The organism is Kitasatospora sp. NPDC005856, assembly GCF_040629945.1.
Lineage (GTDB): Bacteria > Actinomycetota > Actinomycetes > Streptomycetales > Streptomycetaceae > Kitasatospora.
The window spans coordinates 1-3302 of the sequence record NZ_JBEXWT010000203.1; the positions used below are offsets into that span (position 1 = coordinate 1).

2 protein-coding genes and 1 pseudogene are annotated in these 3302 nt (G+C 74.2%); all 3 read left to right on the forward strand.

The features are described from left to right. Positions 1-633, forward strand: a pseudogene (locus ABZ449_RS41890) (hypothetical protein); the annotation flags it as partial. A 149-nt stretch (positions 634-782) separates the two neighbouring features. Beyond that, positions 783-1802, forward strand: a complete 1020-nt coding sequence (locus ABZ449_RS41895; RefSeq protein WP_360357365.1) for an NAD-dependent epimerase/dehydratase family protein — start codon at positions 783-785, stop codon at positions 1800-1802. 231 nt (positions 1803-2033) lie between these two features. Then, entirely contained in the window at positions 2034-3209 is a 1176-nt protein-coding gene (gene moeZ / locus ABZ449_RS41900; protein WP_360357368.1) for an adenylyltransferase/sulfurtransferase MoeZ, read from the forward strand. Positions 3210-3302 lie beyond the last annotated feature (93 nt).

Here is a 3302-nt window from a genome sequence, read left to right on the forward strand (position 1 = left end):
GCGCGGCCGGCGGCCGGCTTCCGGCCGCCCCCGGCGGCGCTGGGCCACGGGCTGGGCCTGGCCGCGCTGCTGCTGCTCCCGCCGGCCCTGCCGGGCGGGGACCGTCCGCTGGCCGTCGCACTGGTGCTGGCGGCGGCGGTGTCGGCCGGGGCGGCCGAGCGGACGGCCCGCTGGTACCGGCAGGTCGGCCGCGACCACCTGGGCGCGGCGGACACCCTGGCCGGGTTCCGGGCCCGGATGCGCCCGGTGCTCCCGGTCGCGCTGGCCCTGTACCTGGCGGTGCTCGGGGTGCTGAGCTTCGCCGCGCTGGCCGTGCTGGCCGTCGTCGCGCCGCGCCCCGGGCCGGTCCACGGCGGCGGGCTGCTGCACCTGGCGGCCGAGCGGGCCGGGCCCGCCCAGTGGGCGGCGCAGGGTGTGCTGGGTCTGCTGCTGGTGCTGCCGGTGCTGCTGGCTCGGTGCGGCAGGACGGCGGCCGCCGCGGCCGGTGCGTCGGCCGGGGCCGCCGCGGTGCTCGGGCCGCTCGCCCTGGGGCGCGGTGCCCCGGAGGCCTGGCTGGTCGGCGGCGGCACCGTCGCGGTGGCGCTGCTGGCGTACGCCGGTGCGGTGCTCGGCCGGGCCGGCTCGCACCGCTGAGCGCCGTCCGCCGTCCGCCGGACGCCCGCTTGGTCGTCCCGCTCCGTCGATCCACCCGGGGACCGGCTGCGTGGTCCCCGCTTTCGTCCCGTTCGTTGAACTCAGTCCGCCAGGTCGTCCCGAGCTGGCTTCGTGGAAGGACACCCCCGATGAGGGTGCTGCTGCTGGGCGCCGACGGCTTCATCGGCCGCCGGGTCACCGATCGTCTGCTGATGGACCAGGAGTTGCAGGTGACGGTGCTCGGCCGGCGCGACTCGGCCGACATCCGCTTCGACCTGACCACGGGGAGCCCGGGCGCGCTGGCCCGGTTCCTGGACGCGGTCGCGCCGCAGGTGGTGATCAACTGCGCGGGCGCCACCTACGGCAGCTCGCGGACCCTGATCCGGTCGAACACGCTGGCCGTCGCGACCGTCTGCGAGGCCATCCGGCGTAGCCGGGAGCCGGCCCGGCTGGTGCACGTCGGCTCGGCCGCCGAGTACGGGCCGGTGCCCGGCGGGGTGCCGGTGTCCGAGCAGGCCGAGCCGCGGCCGGTCGGCCCGTACGGGGTGTCCAAGCTGGCCGGGACGGAGCTGGTGCTGGCCTCCGGGCTGGACGCGGCGGTGCTGCGGGTGTTCGACGTGGTGGGCCCGGGCGCGCCGACCGCCTCGCTGTTCGGGCGGCTGGCCGAGGGCCTGCGGCGGGCGCTGGAGCGGGACGAGCACCAGGTGCGGATGCCGGACCTGTCCGGATACCGGGATTTCGTGGACGTGCGGGACGTCGCCCGGGCCATCCAGGCGGCCGCGGTGTCGGCCGCCACGGGGGTGATCAACGTCGGCAGCGGGCATGCCGTGCGGGCCCGGGACGCGGCCCAGCTGCTGGTGCGGGCCTCGGGCTTCGAGGGGCAGATCGTCGAGGAGAACCGGCAGATCCTGCTGCCCGCGCAGGTCGGAGGGGCGGGCGGCGACCACCTGACCGGCCACCACCTGCCGGGCCACCACGTGCCCGGCCACCACCTGCCGGGGCACCGCCCGGAGGGGCAGCGGCCGGAGGGCAGGGCGGTGCCGGGCGAGCCGGTGCCGTGGCGGCAGGCGGACGTGCGCACCGCCCGGGACCGTCTCGGATGGCGGACGCAGGTGCCGCTGGAGGAGTCGCTGGGCGACGTGTGGCTGGAGACGGCCTGCCGGGTGTGAGCGCGCCGCGGGGTGCCGCGGGCCCGTCAACCACGGGCCCGGGGCGCTCTCCGGGGCCCCGCCGCCGGGTTCCACGATCCGGCGCGGCCCGTCTCGCCCATCGGACGGGCTGTCTCGGAATACCGATGGGGCGTGACACTGTTGGCCTGGACAGCCACCCGAGTGGCGGAGTGACAACTCCACCTCGCGGCTGGCCATGGCCATCCGAACAAGACACCCATCGGAGTCCCCGTGTCGTTGCCACCCCTGGTCGAGCCGGCCGACGAGCTCACCGTCGATGAGGTCCACCGGTACTCCCGCCACCTGATCATCCCCGACGTGGGCATGGCCGGGCAGAAGCGGCTGAAGAACGCCAAGGTGCTGTGCGTCGGCGCCGGCGGTCTCGGTTCGCCCGCCCTGCTGTACCTGGCCGCGGCCGGTGTCGGCACGCTGGGCATCGTCGAGTTCGACGTGGTCGACGAGTCCAACCTGCAGCGCCAGATCATCCACGGGCAGTCGGACGTCGGCCGTTCCAAGGCGGAGTCGGCGCGCGACTCGGTCAAGGAGATCAACCCGTACGTCGACGTGGTGCTGCACGAGGAGCGCCTCGACAACTCCAACGTCATGGAGATCTTCTCCGGCTACGACCTGATCGTGGACGGCACCGACAACTTCGCCACCCGCTACCTGGTGAACGACGCCGCGGTGCTGCTCGGCAAGCCGTACGTGTGGGGCTCGATCTACCGCTTCGACGGCCAGGCCAGCGTGTTCTGGGCCGAGCACGGCCCCTGCTACCGCTGCCTCTACCCGGAGGCCCCGCCGCCGGGCATGGTCCCCTCCTGCGCCGAGGGCGGCGTGCTGGGCGTGCTGTGCGCGTCCATCGGCTCGATCCAGGTCAACGAGGCGATCAAGTTGCTGGCCGGCATCGGGGACCCGCTGGTCGGCCGGCTGATGATCTACGACGCCCTGGAGATGAACTACCGCCAGGTGAAGGTCCGCAAGGACCCGGACTGCGCCGTCTGCGGTGAGAACCCGACGGTCACCGAGCTGATCGACTACGAGGCCTTCTGCGGCGTCGTGTCGGACGAGGCGCAGGCCGCCGCCGCCGGTTCGACCATCACCTCGCAGCAGCTCAAGCAGTGGCAGGACGACGAGGAGGACATCTACCTCATCGACGTCCGCGAGCCCGGCGAGTACGAGATCGTCAACATCCCCGGCGCGGTGCTGATCCCGAAGAACGAGTTCCTGATGGGCGACGCGCTGGAGAAGCTGCCGCAGGACCGGAAGATCGTGCTGCACTGCAAGTCGGGCGTGCGCTCGGCCGAGGTGCTGGCCGTGGTCAAGGCCGCGGGCTTCGCCAACGCCGTGCACCTGGGCGGCGGCGTGCTCGGCTGGGTGAACCAGATCGAGCCGCACAAGCCGGTCTAGCCGGTGGTGACCGTGTCGTCGTCGTACGTGGTGTAGTGCCAGGCGACCGCGGTGACGCTGCGACCCTGGATGGCGCCGTCGCCGCCGTCGGCT

Bases quoted from the DNA above. Each gene is read 5' to 3' on its own strand.
- ABZ449_RS41895 (WP_360357365.1), top strand. From the start codon at position 783: ATGAGGGTGCTGCTGCTGGGCGCCGACGGCTTCATCGGCCGCCGGGTC.